This window comes from Chryseolinea sp. T2 (assembly GCF_037203685.1).
Classification (GTDB): domain Bacteria; phylum Bacteroidota; class Bacteroidia; order Cytophagales; family Cyclobacteriaceae; genus Chryseolinea.
Genome location: NZ_JBBCAU010000002.1, coordinates 418,302 through 443,114 on the forward strand (window position 1 = coordinate 418,302; position 24,813 = coordinate 443,114).

The 24,813-nt window shown below is 46.8% G+C and carries 16 protein-coding genes; 10 read left to right on the top strand and 6 right to left on the bottom strand.

Going from position 1 to position 24,813, the window contains the following annotated elements; genetic code table 11:
- Positions 1-1,227 precede the first annotated feature (1,227 nt).
- The gene (locus WBG78_RS06675) at positions 1,228-1,860 is read left to right on the top strand and encodes a dihydrofolate reductase family protein (protein WP_337325616.1); all 633 of its coding nucleotides are present in this window, start codon (positions 1,228-1,230) and stop codon (positions 1,858-1,860) included.
- Between the two features lie 162 nt (positions 1,861-2,022).
- Here the strand turns inward: WBG78_RS06675 and WBG78_RS06680 are convergent, their stop codons facing one another.
- On the bottom strand, positions 2,023-2,370 hold the full coding sequence (locus WBG78_RS06680) for a YciI family protein (protein WP_337325617.1): 348 nt from the start codon (positions 2,368-2,370) through the stop codon (positions 2,023-2,025).
- A 204-nt stretch (positions 2,371-2,574) separates the two neighbouring features.
- Between WBG78_RS06680 and WBG78_RS06685 the strand changes: the two genes are divergently transcribed.
- The 3 genes from WBG78_RS06685 to WBG78_RS06695 all read left to right on the top strand — a co-directional run bounded on the left by WBG78_RS06685 (position 2,575) and on the right by WBG78_RS06695 (position 5,115).
- Positions 2,575-3,132 carry a dihydrofolate reductase family protein gene (locus WBG78_RS06685; protein ID WP_337325618.1) on the top strand — a complete coding sequence of 186 codons (558 nt, stop codon included), beginning with the start codon at positions 2,575-2,577 and terminating at the stop codon, positions 3,130-3,132.
- A gap of 354 nt (positions 3,133-3,486) precedes the next feature.
- On the top strand, positions 3,487-3,843 hold the full coding sequence (locus WBG78_RS06690) for a YciI family protein (protein WP_337325619.1): 357 nt from the start codon (positions 3,487-3,489) through the stop codon (positions 3,841-3,843).
- 51 nt (positions 3,844-3,894) lie between these two features.
- Positions 3,895-5,115, top strand: a complete 1,221-nt coding sequence (locus WBG78_RS06695) for an RNA polymerase sigma factor (RefSeq protein ID WP_337325620.1) — start codon at positions 3,895-3,897, stop codon at positions 5,113-5,115.
- 8 nt (positions 5,116-5,123) lie between these two features.
- On the opposite strand, the gene WBG78_RS06700 is transcribed toward WBG78_RS06695, so the two are convergent.
- The 5 genes from WBG78_RS06700 to WBG78_RS06720 all read right to left on the bottom strand — a co-directional run bounded on the left by WBG78_RS06700 (position 5,124) and on the right by WBG78_RS06720 (position 10,787).
- Positions 5,124-6,011 carry a 5'-methylthioadenosine/adenosylhomocysteine nucleosidase gene (locus tag WBG78_RS06700; RefSeq protein ID WP_337325621.1) on the bottom strand — a complete coding sequence of 296 codons (888 nt, stop codon included), beginning with the start codon at positions 6,009-6,011 and terminating at the stop codon, positions 5,124-5,126.
- A gap of 52 nt (positions 6,012-6,063) precedes the next feature.
- Positions 6,064-7,368, bottom strand: coding sequence for an NCS2 family permease (locus tag WBG78_RS06705; protein ID WP_337325622.1), 1,305 nt, complete (start codon positions 7,366-7,368; stop codon positions 6,064-6,066).
- A 75-nt stretch (positions 7,369-7,443) separates the two neighbouring features.
- Complete coding sequence (locus WBG78_RS06710; protein WP_337325623.1) at positions 7,444-7,719, bottom strand: hypothetical protein; 276 nt, start codon at positions 7,717-7,719, stop codon at positions 7,444-7,446.
- Positions 7,720-7,741: 22 nt separating this feature from the next.
- On the bottom strand, positions 7,742-8,308 hold the full coding sequence (locus tag WBG78_RS06715; protein WP_337325624.1) for an RNA polymerase sigma factor: 567 nt from the start codon (positions 8,306-8,308) through the stop codon (positions 7,742-7,744).
- Between the two features lie 85 nt (positions 8,309-8,393).
- Positions 8,394-10,787 carry an ABC transporter permease gene (locus tag WBG78_RS06720; protein WP_337325625.1) on the bottom strand — a complete coding sequence of 798 codons (2,394 nt, stop codon included), beginning with the start codon at positions 10,785-10,787 and terminating at the stop codon, positions 8,394-8,396.
- A 149-nt stretch (positions 10,788-10,936) separates the two neighbouring features.
- Between WBG78_RS06720 and WBG78_RS06725 the strand changes: the two genes are divergently transcribed.
- The 6 genes from WBG78_RS06725 (at position 10,937) to WBG78_RS06750 (ending at position 24,768) form a co-directional block, all read left to right on the top strand.
- A complete protein-coding gene (locus tag WBG78_RS06725; RefSeq protein ID WP_337325626.1) occupies positions 10,937-13,957 on the top strand; it encodes a sensor histidine kinase in 3,021 nt (1,006 codons plus the stop codon).
- Positions 13,941-14,573: a response regulator transcription factor gene (locus tag WBG78_RS06730; RefSeq protein WP_337325627.1), complete on the top strand. Its 633-nt coding sequence runs from the start codon at positions 13,941-13,943 to the stop codon at positions 14,571-14,573. The genes WBG78_RS06725 and WBG78_RS06730 overlap by 17 nt, the downstream gene beginning before the upstream one ends.
- Before the next feature lie 177 nt (positions 14,574-14,750).
- A complete protein-coding gene (locus WBG78_RS06735) occupies positions 14,751-18,254 on the top strand; it encodes a CotH kinase family protein (RefSeq protein WP_337325628.1) in 3,504 nt (1,167 codons plus the stop codon).
- Between the two features lie 673 nt (positions 18,255-18,927).
- The gene (locus tag WBG78_RS06740; RefSeq protein ID WP_337325629.1) at positions 18,928-22,194 is read left to right on the top strand and encodes a SusC/RagA family TonB-linked outer membrane protein; all 3,267 of its coding nucleotides are present in this window, start codon (positions 18,928-18,930) and stop codon (positions 22,192-22,194) included.
- A 16-nt stretch (positions 22,195-22,210) separates the two neighbouring features.
- Positions 22,211-23,824 (top strand): SusD/RagB family nutrient-binding outer membrane lipoprotein, encoded by a 1,614-nt coding sequence (locus WBG78_RS06745; protein WP_337325630.1) that lies wholly within the window; start codon positions 22,211-22,213, stop codon positions 23,822-23,824.
- A gap of 59 nt (positions 23,825-23,883) precedes the next feature.
- Positions 23,884-24,768 carry a hypothetical protein gene (locus tag WBG78_RS06750; protein ID WP_337325631.1) on the top strand — a complete coding sequence of 295 codons (885 nt, stop codon included), beginning with the start codon at positions 23,884-23,886 and terminating at the stop codon, positions 24,766-24,768.
- Positions 24,769-24,813 lie beyond the last annotated feature (45 nt).

Below are 24,813 nucleotides of genomic sequence, written 5' to 3' on the forward strand. Positions count from 1 at the left end.
GCGTTTCCCAATGTAGAACGATGTGTCCCTCTATTCGCAGCGTTGTCAAAAAATGAGGCTGCATTCCCGGTATTGGGTGCTTTTCTCATCGTCTCCTAATGCGGCTCGGTTTCCCATTTTCATCGTTTGACGCTCAATTTTGTTAACTCGAAGAAAGGACGATTTGAAATACGTTTACGTGAGTTAGTTTTGTCATGAGGCGTGTGAGTAACTTTTAATCGAAGTGAAGATTCAATGTCCTTATTTTTTAGTCTGGAAGCCTGATATTTTTTGAGCTACAAGTACATTGTGTAGACATTCCGACAAACACTGCGCTCGCGTTACAGAGGACATCGGGCACTCTGATTAACGCAGCCCTTCTGGAAACAGAAGTTGAATTTTTTGATTAAAGGTCAATTGACGAACAGGAGTATTTTTTGGGACTATCATTTTTTCATTCTCGTTGTTGTTGCAATGAGAGTAGTAGGGCCCGTCCAGTTCCTGTTACACCAGTCCGTTGAGAATTCTGCCAGTCTTATATGGCTGCAACGTCCCTGGTAAGGTTGATCGGGAAACATTTGAAGTTTTTAGGTTTAGGTTAGAGTATATTTTGAAGTTGAAGGTTGAGCTAATGCCCGTCCCCCCAGGACGGGCTTAGTTTATTTAGGGATTTGATGATGTGTTGATTTGGCGATTTAAGTCCCCACCGGAAAGCTTCAGCGAAATTCAGAGCCAACCTTGTCATCAGTATTTTCCCTTAGTAGCCCGCTCAAGTGTTGCCAGTAAGAGGGAAATGCATTCCTGAAGAATGGGTAAAATATTAGCCAGATTCTCTTTAATGTCTTTTGAAGTGATACAGTTCGGTTCCACACGAACCAATAAAATTTACCTGACGTGCTGGTTATTGTGAACGCGCTATAAAATGAAGCCGCATGTTCACTTTATAAAACAGGCAGCTCCTGGTTGCACTCAAAAAAAATATTTGATGAAGTGATTCATAAGAAAATCCAATTGTAATCGTGCAAAAGCCTCAATTGAAACCTCAGTGTATTTTACTGATATTAAACTTCATCAGTGTGCGTTGTGATTCAGCTGTCGGCCAGAATGAGCGATTACTTTTTTTGAATACGCGGGTGAATTTGAAACCAACATCCCTCTGGTAGCCAATCCGTATTTTTACATAAACAGGTATGAAGATTGCGTAGTGATACCTGCACTTTTTGATCACTGATATTAAAGCCGAAAGCTATGCGAAAGATTAAGCTTGAAGTACAACTCTCCGTCGATGGTTTCATGGCAGACCAACAGGGTAATACTGATTGGATGGTTTGGAACTGGGGACCCGAATGGACGTGGGATAGTGAGCTTCGACAATACCATACAGATCTCCTGAAAGAAACAGACTGTCTGTTCCTGAGCCGACAGGTTGTCGATGAGGGATTTATTTCTCACTGGAGAAAGATTGCGCAGGATCCTGCTAATCCGCAGTACGAATTTGCCTGCTGCATCGACAAAGCTCATAAAGTGATTTTCAGTAAGACGCTGACGACAGAGGATGAGATTCCTGGAGGATGGGAGAACGTCGAAGTGTCGAAGTGGGATATTCGTCAGCAGATTCATCTGATGAAGCAGCAAGAGGGCAAGGACATCCTGGTGTTCGGCGGAGCATCATTTGTATCTTCTCTTATTCAGGGTGGATATATTGACGAGTTTCATCTGCTGATCAATCCGGTGGTGCTTGGTAAAGGATTGCCAATATTTAACCGCCTTCCGTCTAAGAAATCATTGAGTCTGGGCAACGCTAAAACGTATAGCTGCGGAGTTACATTAATGAAGTATGATCTTGTGCGGGAACAAGTAGCATTGCCTCAGGCAAGCTAAACTACTTGCCTGCCAACCCTGCATTTCATTCGCGGCGGCCCTGCACCCAGTACTCCATGCCTCCCGACCCTGCATTTCATTCGCAGCGGCTATGCACCCAGTCCGACAACAGCAAAGAATTTAAAGGCCGGGAAAGCAAGGTATCGGCAAGATTAACCATGCTCATTCCGGAAATTCCTGAAACGGCCGCACTTCGCGTATAGCCATTCCGATCTTCACCATCGGGCAGCTCGCGGCAATCTTCAAAGCATCATCAAGGTCGTTCGCGTAAATAAGATCGAAACCACTCAGTCCTTCCTTGTCCTGGAGGAAGTGGCCATCTGAAGCTGCCCCGGTCTGCGAAACATAATAGCCTTCGATAGCGAATGGCTGTCCGGTAATATACTTTCCTGCGCTCATTAAGTCGCGAACCCAACTATTCATGTCAGGTGAACCAGAGAATCGTTGCTCCGGTGTAAGCCCTCTCATTTTTGATAAGTCTTCGCGCACGATCAGCATAAATTTTTTCATAGGTATGTAGTATCAATGTGCTGCAAAGTAGGGGAGGCGTTGAACTATTGACAGGGGTGTTTGCGTCAATTTTGAGGCGTCGATTGCACGGTTATCAGATTGAACATCTCCGAGGCGTGAAATCTCAGGAAGGTTCTGTAAAAAATATCCATGTCGCTGTCCATATCCGGAATCCTCAATTGTAATAGGTGTAAATTAAAAGCTATGAGAAAGATTTCGGTTTTCAACTTTATCACCCTTAATGGATTTTATAAGGGGGAACAGGAAGACATCAGCTGGCATCGGCACGGTGGCGAAGAGGCCACCTTTGCAGGAGAAGCAGCTAATCCCGCGCAGCCAAACGCGCTCATGTTTGGCAGGGTAACTTATGAAATGATGGCCAGTTTCTGGCCTACTGAAGCAGGTAAAAGCATGAACCCACAGGTTGCTGAGGGAATGAATCGTTCTGAAAAATATGTTTTCTCGCGAACCCTCAAATCGGCGACGTGGCAAGGAACAAGAATTCTAAAGGGCAATCTTGTTACTGAAACGAAACAACTGAAAGAGTCCGCAGGACCTGATATCACAATCCTGGGAAGTGGCAGCATAGTCTCTCAATTGGCCTCAGTTGGAATGATCGATAGTATCACGTTAATGGTCGATCCGGTTGTACTCGGAAAGGGGACTTCGCTTTTTTCAGATCTACCTGAGAAGCTTGATCTGAAGCTAACAAACTCCCGCATCTTTAAAAGCGGTGTTGTATTGTTGAACTATCAGTTGTGATTGCCTCTATTGCCAATGTGTTCTTACTCTGGATGACCTTATCTTAAATGAGCTTTCTCAAATGCAGGAATTCAACGAATGTTTAGCCACCTTTTGTCAGATTGACAGTAGTTTTGTCCATTGCTCTATGATAAGCCTTAATAGAGCCTCAATAAAAGGTCAATAAAACCTACATAATACTTAGACAGTAAGAACAAACTGAATTGATTTTAGTTGCGAAGGTGTCAAAACTGCCAAAAGGGCATTTGCGAAACGCCTCCGACTTGATCAAAAAAGATCCATTTGATCTACAAACGAATCGAAAGGAGCATCTTTAACAGATAAACCGTAACGACATACACCGAAACGTTTTTTATGGAAGAGTATATCATCTTAATGCGCCTTGATCTCATAACCCGCGATGCGCAACCCTCGCCGGAGCAACTCCAGGTATATATGCAACAGTATCATTCCTGGATAGACGGAATAGTTGCTGCCGGAAAGTTTGTAGGAGGAAAGGGCTTGTCAACCGAAGGTAAAGTGATCCGCTTTGGCAAGGTAATCACCGACGGACCGTTTGCCGAGGTCAAGGAATCTATCGCAGGATTCATTTCTATACGGGCAACAGATTTCGACGACGCCGCTCGTATCGCAGCTGACTGCCCCATTCTCAACGGCAAAGGAAACAGCGTAGAGGTGCGACGCATCGTAGATCGCGAACAACGTTCTTAAGCAGGACATGCCTCTGGATCCAAAGGCAATCAGATGCATAGTTCTTTCATAATGGAATTGGAGAACACATTACCTCACCTCTTCAGAACTGAGTACCGAAAAATCGTGTCAGTGCTTTGTCGTACGTTCGGTTTGAGAGATGTGGAAACGGCCGAGGACATTGCAAGTGAGACCTTTCTTACTGCCGCACAGTCGTGGGGTATCGAAGGAATGCCTCCGAACCCAACGGCATGGTTATACACAGTTGCAAGGAACAAGGCCATTAATCACCTCAAGCGAAGCGGCGTGTTTAAGAGCCAGGTGGTCACCTCGTACCTGGACGGCATGGCTACACAAAGCGAACATCCGTCTGAACTCCCTAATGAAGTTTTTGAAGACAGCCAGTTGCGACTGATGTTCGCTCTTTGTCACCCGGCGATTGCGGTAGAAATGCAGGTCGCACTTTGTCTTCGCCTTCTTTGCGGCTTCGGTGTTGGTGAGATTGCCGAGGCGTTCGTGACGGACAAAGAAAACATTTCCAAGAGACTGCTTCGCGCCAAAGGCCATCTTCGGGATTTAAATGCCACGCTCGACATGCCTCCCGGTTCGCAGATGCATGCACGCATCGGCGCTGTACTGACGACCATCTATTTGGTGTTTAATGAAGGATACTACTCCAATAGTAATGACAGTGTGTTAAGAAAAGATCTGTGTCTCGAAGCCATCAGACTCTGTACGATGTTGATTGAATGCAAGTCCACCAATGTGCCGGAGGCAAGTGCACTAATGGCGCTAATGTGCTTTCACTTTTCACGTTTCGAAAGCAGAATAGGTACCGAAGGCGAATTGATTCCATATGATGAACAGGTCGTGTCATCCTGGAACGTCGATTGGATAACACGCGGTGGATTCTTTCTTCAACGAGCAGGAAGGGGTGAGGATGTAACGGCATTCCACCTGGAAGCAGCGATCGCGTACTACCACGCGGTACCAGCTCCTGAAAAGTGGGAGACGATTCTTAACCTTTACGATAAACTTCTACTGATAAAGCAGTCGCCAATTGTGGCGATGAACAGGGCATACGCATTATACAAGGTCGCAGGTCCAAAAGATGCAATTGCAGCTCTTGAACATGTCGATTTGGATGACAACCATCTCTACCATGCCCTCCTCGGACAACTCTGGTCTGCAATTGAACAGGGCCGTGCCCGGTACCATTTTAACCGGGCAATTGACCTGGCGCAGTCAACGAGTGTGAAGCAAGCCTTAAGAAAGAAGCTGGACGATCTTTAGCGGCGTTATTACTTTACTTTCTTTGACTCAGTCTGTGACAACCCAACTATTGACATAACTAATTCTGCCGAGTTGCGCGCCGCTACTGAATAGAAAGCTTTGACGTCGTGCGATGCATTGCTGCCTGCATTGTCGCTCATGCTTCGAATAATTAAAAATGGAACACGCTGTTGATAGCTGACCTGACCTACAGCAGCACCTTCCATTTCGGTCGCTTCTGCATTCATATTTTGCCGAAGCTCCCTCGTGGCAGGATCGGAGGCCACAAACACGTCGCCGGTCACAATTACACCTGTTCGGATCGCAGGAGTGCGCGAGCCATTGTCGGTAACAACTTTCTGCAGGGCTGTTTGTTGAGACGAACGTATTGCCAATGAAATCCACGATGAGTCGCAGGAAAAGTATAATGGATTTTCGCCATGAGTAACAGGATCGCGTGTAGGCCCCCGTTGTATACCAGAAGGCGTAAGAGTGCCGTAGTCGTGATAGCCGACTTTGGTTCCAATAACAATGTCTCCTGGCATAAGTTGTGGGTTAATTCCGCCGGCAATACCGGTAAACAGCACAACTCTGGGATTGAACTGCCCGATCATCAGCATAGTAGTGGTGGCAGCGTTAACCTTTCCAATGCCGGTCAGTGCGACTACAACCGGCGCCCCGCGCAGGTTCCCCGTTGTAAATGACGTTCGCTGAATGATCGTTTCACGTTTATCCGTAACCTGTGATAGCAGATATTTAACTTCTTCCGGGAATGCACCAAGGATGGCAATCAGGTTGGAATGCGTAGAAGCGTTGGATGCTTTTTCCTTCTGTACTTCAACTATCGACTGAGTCAACCCGCACATGGGTAAGTACAACGACACGACAAGTATTCCTATTTTAAATGCAGCATTCATATCTATTGCAAGTTCTTATGCTAATACAACATTTTATTCTTGTACCACCTTCTTACTCCAATGCAAGCGCCAAGAGCGCCAGCAGATCAATGATCCAAAGGGCTATTGATATTTCACGCAGGCGTCCGCTGACGATTTTCAGGATTGTCCACGAAAGAAATCCCCAGATAATGCCCTGCGTAATCGAATAGCTGAACGGAATAAGCACGATGGCAAGAAAGGCCGGGATCGCTTCATCCATTTCCAGCCAAAGGATTTTCACCACAGGCCGCACCATATATGCGCCGACAATTACCAATGCCGGTGCCGTTGCAATTGCCGGAATAGCAGAAAGCAAAGGAGAGAGGAAGAGGAACGGAAGGAACAATAGCGCCCCCGTTACAGCAGTAAGTCCCGTCTTTCCACCGGCTTCGATGCCCACTGCCGACTCGATGTATGCCGTACCCGGGCTCGAACCAAACAGAGCGGCAAATATCGTAGACGTTGCGTCGGTTTCGAGAGACCGTTTGATGTTCCGGGGTTCTCCGGATTCATCCATCAGGTTGGCAGCTTCAGCAAGGGCCACAAATGTTGACAGTCCGTCAAACATGCCCGTAAAGACGAATGCAAATATGACCGGGACCAATGCCCATTGGAGTGAGTTGATTAAGTCGAGCGCAAGAAAGAGGCTGAAGTCAGGCGCAGCAAAGATGCCTTTCCATACTACAACGGCCTCGTTACCACCCCACCAGCGCCCTATTGTAGTTGCTGCGAGTGTGGATAGCACCATGCCAACAAGCAAAGCCCCTTTCACTTTCCTTACTATCAGTATTGATGTGATGAATATGCCCAGCAGGAAAACTATTGCCGGCGGATGTAAAGGAGCGATGCCCACAACGGTGGCCGGATGATGGATCACAAATCCGGCGTTCACGAAGCCAATCAATGATATAAACAACCCGATCCCAACACTGATAGCATAACGCAACTGAGTGGGTATGGCACGCACAATATGAGTTCGGATATTGAATATGGATAAAAGAAGAAATACAACACCGGCCCAGAACACAGCACCAAGCGCTACTTCCCAGGGAACCTGCATACCCTTAACAACCGAGAATGTGAAGAATGCATTTAGACCCATTCCTGGCGCTACAAGAATGGGATTCCTCGCGTACAATCCCATCATCAGGCTACTAAAGAAGCAGACCATTACAGTAGCTGTAAGAACAGCATTGTAAGGCATGCCGGCCTGGCTCAGTATGGATGGGTTGACAACTACGATGTAGGCGGTTGCCATGAACGACGACGCCCCTGCGATGATTTCAGTTACACGTTCTCTACGTGTGGCAGAATTTGTTGTGTTGAAAGCAGACACTTCATGAAAATAGGGAAGTTTCCGTTCATGAAATCCCGTCGGATCGAATTATAGTGGACAAATTTTAAAATAGTTTTAACAATCGGATGCACTGATAAAACGCACTTCGAATGTGTTTGCTGTGGTCAGGTGGCCAGCGGACGACGACACGGAGGCTGTCGCCGGAGGCGTTTGCTGTTGCATCTTACGATGCTGTTCTTCTTTCCTTACTACGATGAAGAGTACGGCAATGGCGATGATGATGAGCAGATAAATAAGGGCAATCGTCAGTCTCCGCATTCGCAGGTCGCGATGATGCCTCTTCATCAGTAATCCGTAGTTACGATGTCGGGCAATATGACCTTCACTCATATTGCTTCGCCGTAATTTTATCTCATTCCTTCCCATCGTACTTGATCCGTATATTAAAATTCCTCCGCAGTCTGTCAAGCGCGCGGTAGGTTCTCATTTTTGCACCACTCTCCGTGATGTCAAGAATAAAAGCGATCTCCCTGAAATCCTTGTCCTCGTAAAAGCGCAGCTCCAGCACTTCGAGCATTTCAGTGGGAAGATCCTTCAGGTAAGTCATGAGCCGCCCGAGTACATCGTCATCCCACTCCACGTCGGCCTGATCGATAAGCTCCCGTATGCGAATTTCTTCGATACTAAAGACTTTCTCTTTCTTTTGCTTGCGGTAATGCTTGTTTACCTCGTTGGTCGCGATCTTGTACAGCCAGGCAGAGAAGGGGTATCCTCTGAATTCATAGCGGCCGACATTCTTAAGTGCATTTAAAAAGGTTTGCGAGCTGAGGTCCGCAGTAACATCCTCATCGTCGGTCTGCCGGTATATGAAATTAAATATCCGATCGAAGTATTTTTCGTACAGCTCACCAAACGCACGTGGATCCCTTCGAGACTTTTCGAGAATAGTATACTCCCGCCTTATTTCTTCCTCCGACATCCGGGATAGTTTGGAGTTATAATGCGAAGGTAACGACAAAGTCACAGCTAAGGAAAAGTAAATTGGTTCCTCCCGCTTCCAGGTTTTATTCGGAGCGCAGGGTTAAGGACGGATCCAGCAACGAGGCCTGAATTGCCTGATAGCTGGCCGCCCCAAATGCAATCAGCAGGCATAGACCCGATGACACAAGGAGCGGAAACGCCCCAATTTCTGCCCTGTAGGCAAAACCGTCCAGCCACCAATCCATCGACCAAAACGCCAACGGTACACCTATAGCAATCCCAGTCAATACCAGCTTTGCAAATTCTCTGGTAATCAGCACTACAATATTGGACGGCGATGCGCCCATAACCTTTCGTATTCCAATTTCCTTTGTCTTTTGCGCTGCGGCGAAAGCAACGAGCCCCAGCAATCCCAAACATGCAATAACCATAGTCAGTATGGCGAACGTTGTAATGACACGACTAAGCCTTTGTTCGTTGTTATACATTCCGTTGTATTGCTGGTCTAGAAAATTGAATTCGAATGGACGGTGAGGAGCCAGATTTTGCATTACCGCCCTAATGGAATTGACGGCTGTTGTGGGATTGCCGGGTTCAAGGCTAATGAACAGGTAGTTGTAGTTGCCGGTATCATTAAACAATATCAATGGTGCTATCCGTTTTTGAAGAGAGGCAAAATGGAAATCTTTAACTACTCCAATGATCTGCCCCTTTATCCCGTTCATGTTCGCGTTTACGCCAATAGCATTTTCGGGTGTTAGTCCGATTTCACGAAGGGCAGATTCATTAAACACAAAAGCATAAACCGTGTCAGTTGCGGCGCGTTTCATATCGGCTTCGTTAAAATTCCGACCGCTTACTAAGGTCATGCCCAGGGTAGGAATAAAGGTTTCATCCACAGACGTCGCCGTCACAATCATGCCTGCGTTATTACCAGTTCCCTCAGCGACGATGGAATATCCGGCGTTGATTGATGTTGGCGATTCGCCAGCCCTTCCGATGCTAAGGGCAACATTCTTTCGCAACAGTTCAGACTTAATTTGAGCGTAACGCTCAGAAGTCTTGTCATCGAGTGGTATCACCAAAACATTGTCGCGTTTGTATCCCAACTGACGATCCTGTATAAAGGACAGCTGTTTGTGTACCACCAGCGTACCAATGACCAGAACAACGGAAATGCAAAATTGGAAGACCACAAGTGATTTGCGCAGCCATGATCCTCTTCTGCCTGTTCGAAAGTTTCCCTTCAACACTTCTGAGGGATTGAACGAGGTGATGGCAAATGCAGGATAAGCTCCCGCAATCACGGCTACAAGCACAGACGACAGCAGGTAAATTGCAACAGTAGCTGGCGAGAATAATGATGATGAATCAAATGACTTGCCCGTGAGCTGATTGAACGCGGGTATTGCCAGCTTAGCAAAGAACAAGGCCAGGCAAAGGGAAAGCAGAGTGATGATGACAGACTCGCCGATGAATTGCGCAAACAGTTGTTGACGCATCGCACCCACTACCTTCCGGATGCCAACTTCACGAGCGCGATCTGCGGCGCGTGCTGTCGCCAGGTTAATGTAGTTGATACACGCAATCAACAGCACAAGCACAGCAACGGCCCCGAATACATAAACATATTGTATGCTGCCGACAGGCACCGGTTCCCCGACATCAGAACCAAGATATATGCTGCGCATAGGCATAAAGTTGTACTTCACATAATCACCCGGAGATCCGAGCTCACCGCGTACCTCTGACATTACAATCTCCTGCGTTTTGGCCGATAGCATCTTCAGATCTGCCTGTGGCGACGTCACTATATACGTCTGATAATTTGCGCTCCACCAGATTGGGTCCTTCGAGGCTGCCAGCGAAGAAAAGGAAGCGATGAAATCAAACTGAATAATGGAATTGGAGGGCGCATCTTCGACGAGTCCCGTCACGAGATATTCATTGCCATCATTAACTTCAATGGTCTTACCTATAGGATCCTCTTTACCGAAATAGCGCCCGGCCGTTGAACGGGTAAGCAGCACTGAATTAGGAGCAGTCAGGGCTTTATCCGGATCGCCGGAATAGAGATGAAAAGTGAATACTTTGAAAAAAGTACTGTCGGCATATAGAAACTTTTTCTCCTGAAATACCTTTCCATTGTATCTCACGATATAGGGATTGTAGCTCGCAGGATTATAGAACCTGGCTCCAAGCTCCACCTCGGGAAAGGTTTTTTGCAGCATGGGAAGCAGCGCCGTAGGAGAGACTGAGGTCTTTGATCTCTGGCCGCCAAAACTATACTCCAGGGACACCCTTAGCAGCCTGTCAGCCTTATCGTGAAAGTTGTCGTAACTTAGTTCGTGCCTGATCCACACGGACAACAGCAGGCATGCGGCCAGCCCTGTGGTTAGTCCCGCAATATTCAAAACTGTAAAGAACCTGTGTTTTAACAGATTTCGGAGAGCAATTGATAGGTAATTCCTGATCATATCTGAGCTAATACACGTATATACATATAAGGTGTCACACCCTTTATTTTAGGCGTTTTTCAGTGAAACGACGGCCCTGTGATTCATATCACGTAGAGTGTGGTATTACACTTTACGAAGGTATTTGTAATATTTACTGATTGGAGACTATGGTAAGGTATTTTCTACTCGTCCTCGCATTTTTCGCGTCTGTAAGCACCCTGTTCGCGCAAAAAGACTTCTTTTCAATTCGGAACTACACGGCGATTGACGGTCTTCCACAATCACAGGTAAAGGGTATTCTGGAGGACAAGTCCGGCTATCTCTGGATCGGCACCGAGGGCGGGGGATTGGCGCGTTTCGACGGCCGGGAATTTAAGGTATATACTACACTCGACGGGCTTTTTAACAACCAGGTGACAGAGCTTGAACTTGATAGCAAAGACAATCTATGGATTTTGCACAAGAGAGGCGTGTCACGATTTGACGGCCTGAAGTTTAAAACCTTCCAGGCAACGAACCCGGATACAAAGAAAAATTGGTTTCGATGCATGTACACGCTGCACGACACTTTGTTCGTCATTTCGACGACCGGCCTGACAACTAAGATTCATCAGGATTCAATTCATTATTGGGAAAAGGACATCTATGGCACAAGGGTTTTTACGGTACACACTACAAATAATGGCCAGGTTGTAGTGTGGCGTGAGGATGGGACCTTTCTTGTCAGAGGCGAATCTGATTCGTTTATGATCCCAACTGAAGGAAAGTTCAAGAAAGTACTCAGGCTCTTCGACTTTAAGGGAAATGTCATTGTTCAAACAGAGTCTGGAGAATATACGATCGATCTTCATGAGCGAACGCTCATACCAACGCCTAAGAATCTGGACGAAATGGTTTTAAGCTATGATGAGAAAGCTGACGTATTCTGGACCTCTAATGGCAATTCATTATTCAGGGTTAAACTAGGCCAGTCCGCAGCTCGGGACACAGTGCTTACTGACGTTGGCGTGCTGCAGGTACTCAATGATTCGGAGGGAAATACATGGTTTGCATCCGATGGCCGTGGTTTATTTAAATATTATAATCAGGACTTTCTCCGGTGCAGCAGCGACAAGCTGAGAGGTGTTATGGCAATTTACCGTGATCGCGATGGCGCGTCGTGGATCGGAACGATGAACAAAGGGCTCTGGAAGATTTGCAAAGGAAAGATATCGTCCTACCTCAGCAATGAAACGTCGTATCGAAATAGTATTACATGCATCAAAGAGTCGCCGTGGGGCGACTTATGGGTTGGCACTGCCAACGGACTCGCACGATATGATAAGGCTAAAGATTCGTTTGTCTGGTATTCAAGAGAAGACGGACTGCCTAATTGGTTTATATCAGGCATAGAGTTCGACGGGAAAGGTATGTGGGTTGCCACAGGCAGAGGCTTGTCGTATTTCGATGGAAAAAAGTTTAAGACGTTCTCCGGCAATGAGAAACTTGCTCAGGGTGCCGGAGCTTTGCGCTATTTAGGTAAGTACAATACGTTATTCTTCGGTACCGAATTGACAATTGAAGCATTGCACGATGGAGAAGTCACGACGTTAGACATTCCGGAAATACAAAACACCCGAACCTTAAGCATGCAGTCCTACCAGGATTCCTTGTTGCTTGTAGGCACGGGTGGAGCGGGAGTGGTCATGTACAATCCAGCAACGCGTCGTCGTAAGATGATCACAACCAGAGAAGGTCTGGCTTCTGATTTTGTCTACTTCGTTATTGCAGATGAGAAGCAGTATATCTGGATAGGTACTGAAAAAGGCATCAATCGTGTTAAACTAGACAGGCGTGGTGACATCGTGGAGAATCTCCATTTTGATAATGACAACGGCCTGCTTGGAGTAGAGACCAATCAAAACGCTTACTTCATTAGCCCTGATGCGAAGTACTTCGGCCTGGTTGATGGGCTGTATGAATACAATGATCTCGACAAGCATGACATGCGGTCATTTGACATACATCTCACAGACGTGAAGTTGTTGTATGGCGAATACTCGGCACGCGCTTATAGTGACAGTACCTACGGATTTTATCAGATACCGTATCAACCGGTCTTTCCACCCGACAGGAACCATCTCACTTTTCAGTTTAATCGCGTCGACAAAAGGTATTCTAAATCTGTTCGGTACAAATACATTCTTGAGAATTTTGACAAGACCTGGTCATTGCCATCCACGATGGACCAGGTCACCTACAGCAATCTTCCTCCCGGAACGTATACGTTCAGGGTAATGAGCACGAACAACCGTGGAAGCTGGTCAGATACGCGCATAGCCTATACGTTTACCATAAAGTCGCCCTTCTATCAGACTACGGCTTTTATTGTCGGCGCTTTCATATTCGTTGCCGGACTCGTCACCTTGATTTTGTATTTGAGAGTGAAGCAAAAGGTAAACCGGCTCATGATGATGGAGCGCGTTCGGCAACGCGAGCAGGAGCACCTGCGTAAAGAGATCGCCAGGGATTTCCACGACGAGATGGGTAATCAGCTTACGCGCATTATTAACTACGTAAGCCTGCTTCGCCTTAACGAAAACAGCAATGCAGAAGTAGCTGGTGTATCAGCGCACGAACACGGCGCGCGACAGACGGCTAATGGCGCCGTTGCGGGTGCGCGCGTGGCTAATGGTCAGGACCTGTATACGAAGGTTGAAGACTCAGCGAAATATCTGTACACCGGTACCAGAGACTTCATTTGGTCAATTGACCCTGTGAACGACGAGCTGTCAAAATTGTTTATTCACATCAGAGACTTTGGCGAGAAGCTGTTCGAAGAAAAGAACATGAACTTTCGTGCCTTCAATGGAGTAAGAGAAAAGATCCGGCTGCCTTATGGCTTTAGCCGACAGGCCAATCTGATATTTAAAGAGGCAATGACGAATGCTTTTAAATATTCAGAGGCGAATAACATTTCTTTTTCACTGCGAAGAGATTCAGGAGATGGATTTGAGATTTGTCTGGAGGACGATGGAGTTGGATTTTCACCCGATCAGCTACAAAAATCAAATGGATTGCAAAATATTCGGGATAGGGCCAACAGGATCAACGCAGTTTTACGTATACACAGCGAGAAGCATCAGGGAACTAAGATCATACTCAATTTCGCACTAAACAAAACCGTCAAATATGGCATTGCCGTTTAAAAAACGTGTCATGATTGTGGAAGACGATCAGGAGATACGCAATAGCTTCACGTTGATCGTGAACAGTTCGCAAAAGTTTATGGTGGTGAGCGCATATGGCACTGCCGAAGAGGCAATCGCCAGCATCAACAGAGATAAGCCCGAAATTGTATTGATGGATATCGAATTGCCGGGCGTGAATGGGATTCAGGGCACTAAGTCCATCAAAGAAAAAAGCCCGCATACTGACATCATAATGGTTTCTGTGTATGAGGACAGCGAGCTTGTCTTTGAGGCTTTGAAAGCTGGAGCTTCCGGATACATAACGAAAAGCGCTAACTACATGGAGCTGCTGAGCGCGCTTGAAGAGATCGTGAAAGGTGGTGCGCCCATGAGTAGCCGGATTGCGCGTATGGTGATTGACAACTTCCATGTAAATCCGAATTCACCATTGACGAAGCGCGAAACAGAGATACTTCAGCTCATATCGGAGGGCAAAACATACACGCAAATATCGGAAGAGCTGTTTATCTCAAAGGAGACGGCGAAGACGCATATCAAAAATATTTACTCGAAGCTTCAGGTAAACTCCAAATCTGAGGCGATTGCAAAGGCTAATCTGGAAAAGTTAATCTAGTCGTAAAAAAAAGATTGACATGCAGCTGGACCGTTGACACTAGAAAACGGCACGGTTGTAAGGTTTTGCTTTGATCCACAACTTTAATCTGTCATCATCACCGCAACTTGCGATTCGTAATCAGTCTGGGGGGTGCCCAAACCTTCAGATCTGAGGTCACTTTTTAATAGCTGGTTGATGATGAGATTTTTACAGACTGCAAAGTCGGTGGGCGTATTCTTGCTGGTATTGATCGCGGGCCATTCCAATGGCCAGGATGTTCCATTCGCCTACTGGAATTTTAACAATCCCGCCACAATGCTGGTACCTAATGCGGGGCCGGCCGGCACCTCAATTATGTTTGAGGGACCGTCGGGAAGCGAAGCTGTTAGTTCTACCGGACAGGACTTCAATGGACAAAATGCTTTGAATGGCGACCCCGCCGGGGCGCATCTGAGGATCAACTTGCCAATCGGATCCAGATTATATTTCAACGTGCCGACTACTGGTTATTCGTCTTTACGGTTCAAATATGAAACCCGTCGCTCGGGAAGTGGCGCAGGACGGCAACTCATTTCATACTCTATCGACGGCGTGATATTCGTCCCATTTACATCCGTCGCTCCAAAGGATGGCGTACCGGAAATCGTATCGCTGGACTTTACGGACATCAGTGCTGTAAACAACAATCCAAACTTCAGAGTTCTTATCGAGTTTGAGGCCGGTAGCGGTGGATCTGCCGGCAATAACCGTTTTGACAATGTGACCATAGCTGCAGCCGGTGGTGAGGTGCATCCAATCGCAGATGTTAATCTCCTTCGCCCCGGAAACAATGCAACTAATGTCTCACTCACACCAACTCTGCGATGGTCTGGTTCGGGTGGACCGTATACTGTCCAGATTTCTGATGCGGAGACATTTCAAAACATAACTTTTGAATCCGACGGAATAGCCGGGGAAAGCATTGCGATTGAAGAAAAGCTTGACGAGAACAGTTTGTACTACTGGCGTATAGGACAAACGATAGATGATGAACTGGTATTCTCGGCGTTCAACCAATTTACAACGAGAGAAGAAACTGACGAGATTGGGTTAACGACCTTCAGGTTTAACGCCTCAGACAACATCGGCAAGATTCAGGAGTCAATTTCATGCGATATCTACGGCGACAGCCTGGTCATAGGATTAGTACCCGCTGGAATCGATCGAACTAAGCTGATCCCGGAGTTTAATTACGGCGCTGCGGATAGTGTGACCGTTGACGACAAAATTCAGGAGAGCCAATGGTCGGATGTCGACTTTAGTGCACCGGTGGCGTATGTGCTTCATCAGAACGGCCAGGTTGCTAAAACATATCTTGTAAAACTTATTAACACGGGCCTTCCGATCGTTTACGTAAATACTGTAAACAACGCCCCAATCGAAAGCAAGGACATCTACGTCGCCGGAAAAGTAAAGATCATTACGACCGGGGGAGCTGTTGACATTGATGCTAATACAAGCATCAAGGGTCGCGGGAATACGACATGGGGAATGGCCAAAAAACCTTATCGCCTGAAACTAAATAGCAAGGCATCGGTGCTGGGATACCCGGCCGATAAAGATTGGGTATTGTTAGCCAACTATTCAGATAAAACGCTTAGCCGAGCAAGCCTGGGATTTGCCTTAGGTGAGGACTTTGGACTCGAATACAATTGTCGTGCCCAACCAGTCGAGCTTGTGTTAAATGGCGCATATCAGGGAAGTTATCTGTTGGGTGAACATATAAAAGTTTCCAAAGAAAGGGTAAATGTCACTGAATTGTCGAAAGACGACGAAGACGATGACGTTATCTCGGGTGGTTACTTTCTCGAAGTGAACGCTCACTTAGATGAAGTCAATTGGTTTTACTCAACCCATGGGGTTCCAATCACTGTAAAGTCACCCGAAGAAATCACCGGCAAGCAGTTCGATTACATTAAGAACTATGTAAATGAGATGGAGACAACCTTGTTCTCGTCTTCGTTTGACGATCCTTCTAATGGCTATGCTAAATATATAGACACTGAAAGCTTTATTCGCTGGTATTGGGTGAATGAATTATTTAAAAACAATGATGCGATATTCCACTCAAGTGTGTTCATGTATAAGGAACGAAACGAAAAACTTAAGCTTGGTCCGCTATGGGATTTTGACATAAGCGCTGGCAACGTTAATTTCAATGGCAATGAGAATCCGTCCGGCTGGTGGATAAAAATGGGACCCTGGTTTGGGAGGTTGATGCAGGATCCGGCGTTTGAGGAAAAGGTTTATCAGTTTTGGAGAGATCATCGCATCGATCTGGAACAAACAGTAGAGAACTTTATCGACGGACAAGCTTCCAAATTGGCAGTGTCGCAAGAGTTAAACTTTATGAAGTGGCCTATATTGAACACTTTCGTTTGGCCTAATGCTGTTGCACCTGGTTCGTATGCTGGTGAAATTGATTATCTAAAGTCGTGGCTTGACAAGCGTATCAAGTGGATCGATGCTGAGGTCGACCCCAGCCTGCGTAATTTCGACCTGTTGCTACCTGCAACATCTAGTGTGCTCAATGTTGACAATAACTTTGATTCACTTGTTTTTACCTGGAACAGTGCCGCAGAATCTGCGGATTATTCTATGAACGTGGATCTGTTGAAAGGTGGCGTGGCAGTATCATCCTGGACGTCTGGAAACATCGGCAAGGATACAACTCGCGTTCTTAACGCTGACATGATACTTGCCGCGATGAAGACGCTCGGCGTCGAATATGGAGACACATTAAGTATGCGCTGGCGTGTATCCGCAACTCTCGGTAGTGGTAGCAATCAAGTTCACGGCGACGCCAACAGTGCATTTGATTTATTCCTGATAAATAAACGCCTCCCATCTCCTGTAATTTTATCACCTGTAATCGGAAGTCAGGTGTCAGGGTCGGCCAATACGCTGCAATGGGGAAGCAGTCACGATGTGAATGGTTATGTCGTCCAAATCTCAAACTCTCCTGACTTTGATGGAGAAATAGTATCCGAATACACTACCGAAAATTATTATGTCGTGAACAGTCCATTGAAGTCGCTGGCCTGGTACTACTGGCGGGTGATGTCGATAGCCGGCAACGATAGTAGCGCGTGGTCAGTGGGCAGCTTTTCAGTGTCAGCGCCGCCGGCTCCTGACGTTACACTGAGTTGGCAGACCGACGGTAGAAGTGATGCAGTAATCAGGTGGAATCCGGAAGGAAGCCATTCTTATATCATTGAAGTTTCGCTTACGGAGGATTTTAGTGATAATCTCATCCGCGTTGAGAATTGGGATGGAATTGAATATGTCCTTACGGGATTGAATGAGGGACTCACTTATTACGTTCGTGTAAAGGCGGTAGACGCAGATATTGAAGGTGAGTGGTCAGTGACTCGTGCTTTGACAACCGAAATTGTGACAGCCACGGAAGTCAACATGCAAAAAGATGTATCGATATATCCCAATCCGGCAAATGGTGTGGTAACCGTTCGGGTACCTTCCGGATCCGGAATCGACAACATAGAGGTTAAGGACTTGCGTGGTGTTTCGTTGCTATCGCAGACTTTGGATACCATTGATGGCACTCAGGTCGATGTTGGTAATTTGCCTGCAGCCGTTTATATAGTGGTGTTCCGAAGCAAGGGGAGAATTGTGACAGAAAGAAAGCTCGTTCACCAATAGGCATAAAAAAACCCTCCCGTCCGGAGGGTTAATCCTTCTGAGAAGTTCTTATCATTAACCTAAACTTATGAAGAAAAGTCTACTCATTTGGATGAAGGATCTTTCGAACAAATGTCATGTATACGCTTGAATTGTTCATCACCCGAAAGGGATGAATTTGTTAAGAAACGGTCAGATGGTTTGTTCTTACGCCGAACCAGCGTTCGTCCTGGTCGAACGAAGCGGCTTTCGCCATCTGATTCTGAGATTTTTGATCCGATTACTTTAGACGCCCTTCCCGTCCCCCGAATTTCAGGGGATAAAGTTTAAACTGTTATTTCTGGTGAATAGACTTGTAATGAGCCTGATTGTTGGGGAATATATACCTCAATAAGGGTCAATATTATCATGGTCAATCGACCCTCCTGAATTGCTGTATTCTTTTGATCAGACAAAGCCGTGACCTCTTATAGCTTTGCGTTTAGCCAACACGTTGTTTATGTCGTTTCAGATGAAGGCAATGTTTCCTTTTTGTGACCAGCCTACCACTTATTGCGTGATCTGCAACGCTCTAATTTACCCCTATGTTAGTCATTCTTTTGCTTACAGGTTTAAGGTTATTTGAATAGCTAACCTTCCAGGTGTTAGTCACCTGTAAAGGAGGAAATCGAATAACTCAAATTAACCTGAAAGTATGAGGAAATTTTTACTGCTAAGTGGTTTGTTACTGGGCGTGACGATAAGTCACGTGATGGCCCAGGAACGAACGGTAACGGGTGTTATCACATCGTCGGAAGATGGGACAGCGTTACCAGGTGTGAATGTTGTTTTAAAGGGCTCGACCACCGGAACTGTGACGGACACTGAGGGAAAGTATCGCCTCACAGTGCCTGCGACTGGTGGTATCCTGGTCTTCTCGTTTATTGGCCTTGTTACCCAGGAGGCTGATATTGGAGAGCGATCAGTTGTCGACATTCAAATGAAGCCCGATGTCACCCAATTGGGTGAAGTCATTGTTACCGCAGCTGGTATCGAGCGCGAAAGCAAGGCATTGGGGTATGCTGTAGGAAATGTTTCCGGCGATAAAGTCGCTCAGAAGTCGGAACCTGATGTGCTCAGAAGTTTACAGGGGAAAATTCCCGGCGTAAATATCCTGAGCTCTAGCGGTGCTCCCGGTAGCGCTACCCGCATCACGATCAGAGGTAATAAGTCTCTGTTTGGAAACAATCAACCGCTATTTGTCGTCGATGGGATTCCCTTCGACAACTCCTACTCAACTTCATCAAACGAGCTAACAGATGGAGCTGCGTATTCGAGTCGTATCGCTGACATTGACCCAAACAACATTGAGTCAATGAGTATCCTGCCCGGTGGCGCAGCTGCAGCCCTTTATGGCGTTCGCGCGTCTAACGGTGTCGTTGTAATCACTACCAAGTCCGGTAGCAGCAGAGCATCGCGCAAGGGTCTCGAAATCTCATTCAACTCCGGATTCGCGATCGAACAGATCGCCAACCTCCCTGACTATCAGAACAAGTATGGCACAGGTTCGAGAGGTAACTATGCTGAAGCCAACGGATCATGGGGACCTGCATTTGATCGCCCGGACCCAGGCGTTAATTATGTAGGAGGGGTCGCAGTACCAAATGGAAGCGAAGTCGATTCAATTCCATACTGGGGCGCCTACGCAAACGCATTCCCTGACGGACCCACCATGGTTCCATATCGCGCGTACCCCAACAACGCAAAGGACTTTTTCCAGGACGGCAAGGTCTGGGACAATTCTATTACGATCAGTGGTGGAAATGAAAAATCCGTGATGACATTGGTTGCCTCCAATATGAATCAGGAGGGATACATTCCGTATTCAGAGTTTCGCAAAACGAATATCAGTCTTGGCGGAACTACCCAGTTACAGAATGGTTTCCACGTTGGTGGCAATCTTTCTTATATCAATACCGAGCAAAAGGGGCCATTGGCCGGTTATGGTCAGGCAGGCCAGGTGAGTGCTTCGGTATTGTCCCGTATCCTGTTCCCGGGTCGCAACTGGGATATTCAGGGACAGCCTTATGAGACTGAAGACCACGCCAACGTGTTCTTCCTTGGCGCTGCCGCTGACAATCCATATTATTCTTCAAAGTACAACGGTTTACGAAGCCAGGTGAATCGCATTGCTGCATCAATTAACATCGGCTACGATGTTACTGATTGGCTGAGCTTCAATTACAAAGTAGGGGTGAACACTTACAATGACAGACGCAAGGAAGTTACCCGTAGAGGATCCGTTGGCGCGGCAGGTATCGGTCAATTGGTTACCGACGAAATCTACTATCAGGAAATCGAATCAAACCTTCTTGTAACCTTCAACAAGGACCTCGCGCAGGATCTGAGCCTGAAGGTCATCGGCGGTTATAATATCAATCAGCGAACTGGCGAGAACCAGCAGGTGAGAGGAGTGAATTCCATTGCATTTGATATCGATGACCTCGACAATTTTAATTCGGTCACTCCCTTTGGCGGTACGTATTATCGTCGTCGGTTGATGGGATTATTTGGAGACGTGTCACTCGGATACAAGGATTATTTATTCCTTAACCTGACAGGTCGCAATGACTGGTCTTCAACGTTGCCGGCAAGCAAGCGCAGTTTCTTCTACCCGTCGGTGAGCTCTTCATTTATCTTTACTGACGCCCTGGGAATAGAGTCCAATATTCTTACTAGCGGAAAGATTCGTGCTGCCTGGTCGCGCGTAGGTAATGATGCTCCGGTTTATTCACTCTATCCGACTTATAGCCTCAACCTTGGAAACTCAAGTGGCGTGGTTGGTGCTGTTCCTGGCAATGACTTGCCCTTCCTGGGCCAGCCGGGCGCAACGCAGGGTACGACTGTTTACGACCCCAACCTGACTCCCGAGTTTACAACAACAGTTGAGGTAGGGGCAGAGCTTGCTTTCTTCAATAACAGAGCAAGCCTTAAGGCAACGTATTACGATATCCGCACAACCGATCAGATCGCTCCGATTGCGCTCCCCGATGAATCTGGCTTCAACCAATTCATTACCAACTTTGGTGAAGTTTCGAACAAGGGTATAGAGATAGGTGCAGATGTTACCCCGGTGCGTATGGAAAATGGATTTACCTGGAATATCTACGGTACATTTACACGCAACCGTAACATGGTTGAAAGCCTTACTACGGGTATCGATGAGATCGTGCTACGCGCTTTGTATGGCGGACAAGTCACGCCTGTGTTGGCTGTTGGTCAGCCATATGGAACGTTAAAGGGCACGACCAACACCCGCGATGATGAAGGTAACCTGCTCATCGATCCGGCGACAGGGCTGATGATTCAGTCGAATGATCTTACGTACATCGGTAATCCGAATCCTAAATATCTCGCCAGCCTCGGCACCTCACTAAGCTTTAAGGGCATCACTCTTTCCTGCTTGTGGAACTATCGCCATGGCGGCTCACTGTGGTCTGCAACGAACCAGTTCTATCTGGGTCGCGGTGTAACGCGTGATACGGAGAATCGGGAAGGTACCTTTATCGTTCCGGGTGTATGGGGTGATGCAAATACTTTCCAGCCAATCCTCGACGATGGAAAGAAGATTCCAAACACAACTCAGGTGATTCTTAACGACGTTTACTTTCAGACAGCAGGAGGCTCTTTTGCAATCAATTCCGCTGATGAAAACAGTGTGTATGATGCCACAGTCATTCGCCTTAGCGAAGTGGGAGTATCGTACGACTTTCCTAAAACGCTGCTAAGCAAAACTCCGTTTGGAGTTCTTAGTCTGTCATTCACCGGACGCAATCTGTTCTACAATGCACCGAACTTCCCGAAGCATAGCAACTATGATCCGGAAACAAGTTCTTTTGGTGCACAGAACTATACCGGAATTGAATACAATGCGGCGCCTTCTGTGAAGCGATATGGCGTGAACCTCAGAGTAACCTTCTAATTCAAACTTACTGACAATGAAACTGAATAAGCGAATAGGCATACTGTCGTTGGCGGCTACCCTTGCCGTTGCCTCAGGATGCGACAGTTATTTCGATATAAACGTTGACCCTAACAATCCATCGGAGGTTACTCTGGGACAGCTGCTCACACAATCGGAGGTCACCCTTGTTAACTCGCTTGGAATTGGTAACAACGGGATGTCTACACCAACTTCGATTCTGGTGCATCAAACTGTCCAGCGAGGAAGTGTAGATCAATATGTGGTCTCTGGCGATGACTTTCAGATTACAACCTCATGGCAGAACCTTTACTCCGGATCACTCGAGGACTTAAAGACAATCATTGACCAGGGTACTGAAGAGGGAAGTCCCCAATACGTTGGAGTAGCACAAATTCTGACCGCGTATACTTACAGCATGATCGTCGACATGTGGGGAGACGTTCCATTCTCCGCTGCTCTTAATCCTCAGGAGGCATTGTATCCTGAGTACGACGACGATGCGATGATCTATCCTGCTCTTCTTCAACTGCTGGATAATGGAATTGCAAACCTCGCCCAGGCTTCAGAGGATTCTCCTGCTACAGATGATGTAATCTATGGAGGAAATCTGGTGTCCTGGCGCCGTCTTGCAAAGTCACTCAAATTGAAGCTGTATAATCAGACACGACTCGTTGCAGATGTATCGGCACAGGTGAATGCACTAATTGCTGAAGGAGACTTGCTCCGTTCGGGTGCAGACTTCGAACTAGAGTACGGAACATCGGTTGCCCCAGACAACCGGAATCCTGCATTTGTTTATGAGTACACCCTGGGCAACAAAGTAAGCTACATCAGCCCGTATTTCTACGAGATCATGACCAATCAAAGCGAACTTAACGATGTTCTGACTGGAATCAGTGATCCTCGTGTTCCCTACTACTGGTTTAAGCAGCTCACAGATCCGGCCGATGCGCAGAATCCTACTGAATACACTGATGATAACGGCTTCTTATCAATTCACTTTGCCTCAACTGGTGTGAACCAGGGCTGGCAGCAGGATCGTTCACAAACGGTTCTGGGCTTGTACGCAATTGGTGGCCGCTATGATGATGGCAAAGGTGGTGAAGTGAATACTTCCGGCGCAATCACGGGACCCGGTACGGTAGCCCAAAGGTTGTACACGCATTTTGCATCACTCTATACACAGGCCGAGCTGGTCCTTACCGAACCTGGAGTAACAGGCGATCATCGTAAGCTGTTCGAGGACGCCATCCGTGCTTCATTTGCAAAGGTCAATGCTATTGCGGCAGATGCAGGCGCTCCCCTTATTACAGCGGGTGCCATCAATACTTACGTCGCCGCTGTGCTTGCGAAGTATGATGCAGCGAACGCAACCGGCAAACTCGAATTGATTCTAACCGAAAAGTGGATCGCCAGTTTCGGTTTTTCTATCGATGCATATACGGATTATCGCCGCACAGGCTTTCCGGTCATGTATGATCCCAACACAGACGACCTGCCTTATACTGGAACAAGTCGTCAGTACCCGGTTTCGATGGCCTACAATTCACAGTCTCTGACGCTGAATCAAAACGCGCCAACTCAAAAGAACGTCACAACTGATCGTATCTTCTGGGACGCAGAATGATGACTATCTAAAACAAGATGAACGAAGCGACCAGCTTCATCAAACAAAACTGAATAGAGATGAAAAAGATAAAGTACATCCTTCCTGCGTTAATCGCGCTGCTGTTCAGCGTGTCGTGTGAGGACGATGCCAAAAAGCCATTCGACAAATTTCAGAAGGGAGCCATCCCGCTGTTTGCTCAGAGTGACAATGATTCAGGATTTATCGATTTGTACGACTTCAATAGCTCTAAAATGGCATTTGAAGTTAACACCGAAGGAGAAACTGATGTTTCAAGCGTTGATATCATAATCACGTACAATAACGCTGTGACTGGAGAAAGTAATGATGCAACGTTCACAACACTAACGTCTTTCCCAGCAGATGTGTTGATTGGATTCGATCAGCTTGTAAGTGCTTTCCCAAAGGAGGTGCTAACGGCTGATTCACTTGGCCTGGGCGATTCATTTACGATAAATGGCTATGTAACAACTGGCGACGGCCGCTATCTCAATGGCGGATATAGCCCGAGCGTGGTGGCAAACAAACCAGTCTCTCTGAACTACAATGTGGCGTGCGCTTCGGATATCGGTGGAACATATGACTACTCGACAACAGTTTTAACTCTCGGAGATGGTGGCGATGCAGATGCATGTTCTGGTATCAACACAGGCGAAGGTGAGTTGGAAGATCTGGGCGGAGGGGTTTATGCCATCAGCGATGTTACATTCGGCGTTTTTGCGTGTGCTTATGGAGATGACCCGGCAACTGGCGCAACGCTTGAAGATGTTTGTGGCAACATTTCGTTTGGCGGCTCAGATCAATATGGCGATACGTATACCCTTAAGTTCATATCGGTTAATGCGCAGGATCTCGTTTTCGAATGGTCCAATACATACGGTGATATAGCACGTACGACGCTCACCAGAAATGATGGAAAAACCTGGCCGCTTGATTTACACTAAATGAGTAACTTAATACCCTGATCAGACTCCGGAGAAAGGAGACTG